The sequence below is a fragment of the Mycobacterium sp. genome, assembly GCF_035314665.1.
Lineage (GTDB): Bacteria > Actinomycetota > Actinomycetes > Mycobacteriales > Mycobacteriaceae > Mycobacterium.
Genome location: NZ_DATFZD010000044.1, coordinates 1 through 5,429, shown reverse-complemented (window position 1 = coordinate 5,429; position 5,429 = coordinate 1). Strand labels below are relative to the sequence as shown.

Sequence of the window (5,429 nt, the reverse complement as noted above, 5' to 3'; positions counted from 1 at the left end):
CCGGCACCACCACATCGGGAAACCAGAAATCGCACTGCGCGATCTCGCCCGCCGGATAGGTCGTCCGCGATGCTGGATCCGGCGGCAGATACAACGGGCGCAGCTCCCGCACCCGCCCACTCGAGCAATGCTTGAAATCTGTGGATCGGCCTGGGAAGGGGCGTACCTTCCCGGGTGACTGATTGAAGGTTCCAAGCTAGACCGGCGCGGTAACGCTGGTCGGGAAGGTACGTCCCGTGCTCACTGTAGTTTTTGATTCGGCTGATCGTGAGGGTTCGGCTTCGCCGGCGCCGGGTTCGTCGGCGCGGGGTTCGTCGTCGTTGATCGATGAACTCGTGCGTGAGGGTGCGCGACGGATGCTGGCCGAGGCGCTGCAGGTCGAGGTCGATGCCTACATCGCCCGGTTCGCCGAGGAGCGTGACGAGAACGGGCGCCGGCTGGTGGTGCGTAACGGCCGCCACGAGCCGCGGGAGGTCACCACCTGCGCCGGGGTGATCGAGGTGCACGCGCCGCGGGTGAACGACCGCCGTGTCGACCCGGATACCGCTGAGCGGCAGCGGTTCTCGTCGGCGATCCTGCCGCCGTGGGCGCGCAAGACCCCGCAGATCGAGCAGGTGCTGCCGCTGCTGTACCTGCACGGGCTCTCGAGCGGGGATTTCGTGCCTGCGTTGGGGCAGTTCCTCGGCTCGGCCCAGGGCCTGTCCTCCTCGACGATCACCAAGCTGACCCAGACCTGGCAGGCCGAGGCGCGCGCGTTCGCCGACCGCGACCTGTCGAGCGTGGACTACGTCTACCTGTGGGCCGACGGCATCCATGTCAACGTGCGCCTGCAGGAGGCCAAGCTGTGCCTGCTGGTGATGATCGGGGTACGCGCCGACGGCCGCAAGGAACTCATCGCGCTGACCGACGGCTACCGGGAGGCCACCGAGTCGTGGGCGGATCTGCTGCGCGATGCCAAGCGCCGCGGCATGCGCGCGCCGGTGCTGGCGATCGGCGACGGCGCGCTGGGGTTCTGGGGCGCGTTGCGCGAGGTGTTCCCCGAGACCCGCGAGCAGCGCTGCTGGTTCCATAAGATATCGAATGTTCTTGCTGCGCTGCCGAAGTCGGCGCATCCTGGCGCGAAGAAGGCGCTCGCCGAGATCTGGAACGCCGAGGACAAACGCCACGCCTACGACGCGGTGAAAGCGTTCAAGGCCGCCTACGGGGCGAAGTTTCCCAAGGCGGTCGCCAAGATCAGCGACGACGTCGAGCAGCTGCTCGCGTTCTACGACTACCCGGCCGAGCACTGGATCCACTTGAGAACGACCAATCCCATCGTTATCTGGAGTTCCTTTGGAGGTGTCTTCGATGTCCGACACGCGGTGTTGAGGTGCTGGGTTCTGCGTGGTGGACGTGGTTATCTGCAGTCGTCCAGGAGGCAGAGCCTGCGGAGGGACGATGCAAGTTGCCCGGGTCATCTCACCGGTCTCGTCACGTGAATCGTGGACGGTGCTCGGCGATGACGACGCCCCGGTCGCGCCGGTGGAGCGGTATCTGGCGTATCTGAGTGATATCGAGCGATCGCCGAACACGGTCAAGGCCTACGCGCACGATCTGAAGGACTGGTTCAGTTTCCTCGCTGATCGTGGGCTGGATTGGCGGGCGGTGCGGCTCGGTGATGTGGGTGAGTTCGTGGCGTGGCTGCGGCTGCCGCTGCAGGCCCGCGACGGGCGAGTGGCGGTGTTGCCGTCTGTGACGCATCACTGCACGGAATCCACCGTGAATCGCAAGCTTTCAGCGGTCGGCGCGTTTTATACCCATGCCGGTCGAGACGGCGTCGGAGTGGGCGAGTTGTTGACGTCGTGGCAGGTCGGCGGTGGGCGTGGCGGCTGGCGGCCATTTCTGCATCACATCAGCAAGAGCGACCCGAAACCGCGGCGTGTGGTCGCGGTGAGGACGCCGAAGAAGTTGCCCCGGGTGCTCACCCCGGTCGAGGTGCAGGCCGTACTGGACGGTTGCCAGCGGCTGCGGGACCGCTTGCTCTTTGCCCTGTTGTATGACACCGGCATGCGGATTGGTGAAGCACTCGGGTTGCGGCACAACGACATTGCCGCCGCCGAGTGCGAAGTGACGCTACGGTGCCGCGACAACGCCAACGGCGCACGCGCCAAGTCGGGCAACTCGCGCACGATCCCGGTCAGCTCCGAACTGATCCGGTTGTATGCCGACTACCTGCACGCCGAGTACGGCGGCCTGGACAGCGACTATGTGTTCGTCAACCTGTGGGGCCGCCCGCGTGGGCATCCGTTGACCTACGCCGCGGTCTATGACCTGGTGCGCCGGTTGCGTCGGCGGGTCGGGATCGACTTCGACCCGCACTGGCTGCGGCATACGGCCGCGACACGGATGCTGCGCGATGGTATTGGCATCGAGGTGGTAGCACGGCTGCTTGGTCACTCCTCGGTGGCCACCACGAGTTCGACATACGGGCACCTGACTGTCGAGGACGCTCGCCGGGTGATGGAGCAGGCGGGCTGGTTCACCGATAAGCAGGTGAGCTGGTGACCGCCCCGGTTCCCAGCGGTGTCTCGTCTGGGCTGCTGGGCAAGCTGATGGCGGCGGTGGGCAGCGAATTCCGCAGCGATGTGCTGGAATTCGGCCCCGAGGACCCGGTGTTCGGCGGGGGCGCCTGTCGGGTCGAGGAGTGTGGGCGAACAGCGTGCGGGCGTGGTTTGTGTCAGGGGCATCTGCATCGATGGGTCGACGAGGGACGCCCGGACTTGGAGCAGTTCGTTGGCTCGACCGATCCACGCTGGCGCCGGCAACGCCCTAACCAACGCTGCCGGGTGCAAGGCTGCGGATACGGTTCTGCCCGTACAGGTTTGTGTGGTCTACATGCTCAGCGCTGGCAGCGAGCCGGTCGGCCGGATCTGGACTCGTGGCTGGCCGATGCCGCGGCGGCCCAGCAGCCAGCTCCGGGCAAAACGTGCCACATCCCGCACTGCCAGTTGTGGCGCCAAGGGACATCACCGTTTTGCCAGTCCCACACGAATACCTGGAAAGTCAACGGGCGAACCGACATCGAGGAGTTCGCCGACCGCTTCGCTGCGACCCGGCGCCTGGCCAGCGAGGTGATCCTGCTCGATCGGCTGAACCCGCAGCTGAAGCTGGAGATGCAGTACGTGCTGCAGCGCCGCCACGACGAACGGCAGGGCAAGCTCACCGCGCACGTTGTGATGCGTGTGGTGCGGATGCTCGCTGAGGCCGATGCGGCCTCCTTGCTCGACCACGACGAAGACGCCTGGAATCAGCGAATCAAGTTGGTGATCAACGATAATCGTGCGCGGGGCCTGTTTGGCTACGCCTACCGCGCGATCGCTGATCTGGCCGAGGCCGGTGGTTGGGAAGCCGAATTCGAGCGCGATGTCTGGCGGATGCGCCGCCTCGGCTACGACGGTGACCGCACCCTGCGGTTCGCTGGGATACCCCAGCCGTGGCTGCGGGATCTGGCCAAACGCTGGATTCGGTGGCGGCTGTCGAGCGGGTTGGGGCTGGAAGCCGGTGGCGCCAGACCGGTCGTCGTGATCACCCGCTTCGCGCGGTTCCTCGCTGATATCGGCATTACCGGGATCGATCGGATCGACCGGTCGGTGCTGGAACGCTACCTCGCCGACCTGCGAGGTGAGCGCATCTGCTCGCAACGTCGTGCCAGCCACATCGGTCTGCTCAACCGGTTTTTGGCCGCTGTCCGCCAACATTGTTGGGACACTGCGCTTCCCGCTGACGCGATGTTCTATGCCGAGGACTACCCCAAACGCGCCGAACGGCTGCCGCGGGCGCTGGCCGAACACGTCATGGCCCAGCTCGAGCACCCCAACAACCTGGCCCGCTTCGCCGACCCTAACCACCGGCTGGTCACGATCATCCTGATGCGCTGCGGACTGCGGATCACCGACGCGCTCCGGCTGCCTGCCGACTGTGTTGTCGCCGACGCCGAGGACGCCCCGTATCTGCGCTACTACAACCACAAGATGAAACGCGAAGCGCTGGTGCCAATCGATGAGCAACTGCGCGAACTGATCACCCAACACCGGCAGCGCATCGCCCAATGCTGGCCGGCCGGCACACCCGGCCTGTTCCCGCGGCCGACGAAAAACGTCGACGGCAGCCACCCGATCGCCAGCCCCACCTACCGGGCGGCGCTGCTGCGCTGGCTGGCCGCGTGCGCCATCCGCGACGAACATGGCCAGCCGGTGCATCTGACCCCTCATCAGTGGCGCCATACCCTCGGGCACCGGCTGATCAACCGCGACGTTCCCCAAGAGGTGGTGCGGCGCATCCTCGACCATGACTCCGCACAAATGACCGGGCACTATGCCCGCCTCCACGACACCACCGTCCGTCGCCAGTGGGAAGCTGCCCGCAAGGTCGATATCCACGGCCACACGGTCACTTTGGACCCCGCCGGCCCACTTGCCGACGCGGCCTGGGCCAAGCAACGACTGGGCCGCGCCACCCAAGCCCTGCCCAACGGCTACTGCGGACTGCCGGTGCAGCAGAGCTGCCCGCACGCAAACGCCTGCCTGACCTGCCCAATGTTCCTGACCACCCCCGAATTCCTGCCCCAGCATCGCACTCAACGCCACCAGACCGTGGAGCTGGTCATCGCCGCCGAGGCCCGCGGCCAGCAACGGCTCGCCGAGATGAACCGGCAGGTTCTGCGTAACCTGGACAACATCATCACCGCCCTCGATGAATCGAAGGACACCAAACATGCGGGCTGACAACAGCGTTCACCTCACCACCGCCGCCAAACAGCGTCACGAATACACCCGCGCCAAGGCGCTCGCGGCGATGCATGAGCTTGATAGAGCCGGTGCCGTGCTCACCTTCGAAGCCGTCGCTCGCCACGCTGGAGTGTCCCGCTCATGGATCTACACCCAAACCGACATCAAAGACGAGATCCGCCGACTCCGCGACCAGGGCCAACACCAACTCAGCGCGCCGATACCCGCCCAACAACGCGCCAGCGATGACTCCCTACGCCAACGTCTTGAACTCGCCAACCGCCGCAACCGCGAACTCGCTGACGAGAACCAGCGGCTGCGCCGCCAGCTCGCCCACGCCCTCGGCCAACTCCGCAACCATGAACGGTTCCCGGCCAGCCGAACCGACCATTGCAATTCGGTAACGACCGCACCGTGCTGACCACCGCCGAGACGGCCGGCGCCGCAGCGTCGAAGACACCATCCACGACGCAAACCCCCAGGTCAACAGCCCCTCTTCCTCGAAGACTCCAGATAACCATCGAACGCACCTTCGGCGAGACCCGCCGCCGGGTCAAAGTGATCGGCCGGCTGCCCGGTGAGCACTCCTGCACCTCGTTGGTATGGGCCGTGCTGGACCGCGCCTCAGCCGGCTGGCGCGGGTTCGCCATCACCCCCGCCGGG

Annotated in this window: 3 protein-coding genes and 3 pseudogenes; 5 read left to right on the top strand and 1 reads right to left on the bottom strand. The window is 66.2% G+C overall.

Going from position 1 to position 5,429, the window contains the following annotated elements; genetic code table 11:
* A pseudogene (locus VKI00_RS03335) lies at positions 1–121 on the bottom strand (IS21 family transposase); the annotation flags it as partial.
* A gap of 115 nt (positions 122–236) precedes the next feature.
* Between VKI00_RS03335 and VKI00_RS03330 the strand changes: the two are divergent.
* The 5 genes and pseudogenes from VKI00_RS03330 to VKI00_RS33935 form a co-directional block, all read left to right on the top strand.
* Positions 237–1,316 (top strand): annotated as a pseudogene (locus tag VKI00_RS03330) (IS256 family transposase); the annotation flags it as partial.
* Positions 1,317–1,437: 121 nt separating this feature from the next.
* Entirely contained in the window at positions 1,438–2,544 is a 1,107-nt protein-coding gene (locus tag VKI00_RS03325; RefSeq protein WP_324435360.1) for a site-specific integrase, read from the top strand.
* The gene (locus tag VKI00_RS03320) at positions 2,541–4,763 is read left to right on the top strand and encodes a tyrosine-type recombinase/integrase (RefSeq protein ID WP_324435358.1); all 2,223 of its coding nucleotides are present in this window, start codon (positions 2,541–2,543) and stop codon (positions 4,761–4,763) included. The genes VKI00_RS03325 and VKI00_RS03320 overlap by 4 nt, the downstream gene beginning before the upstream one ends.
* Complete coding sequence (locus VKI00_RS03315) at positions 4,753–5,187, top strand: DUF6262 family protein (protein WP_324435356.1); 435 nt, start codon at positions 4,753–4,755, stop codon at positions 5,185–5,187. The genes VKI00_RS03320 and VKI00_RS03315 overlap by 11 nt, the downstream gene beginning before the upstream one ends.
* Positions 5,188–5,285: 98 nt before the next feature.
* Positions 5,286–5,429: pseudogene (locus VKI00_RS33935) on the top strand (IS256 family transposase); the annotation flags it as partial.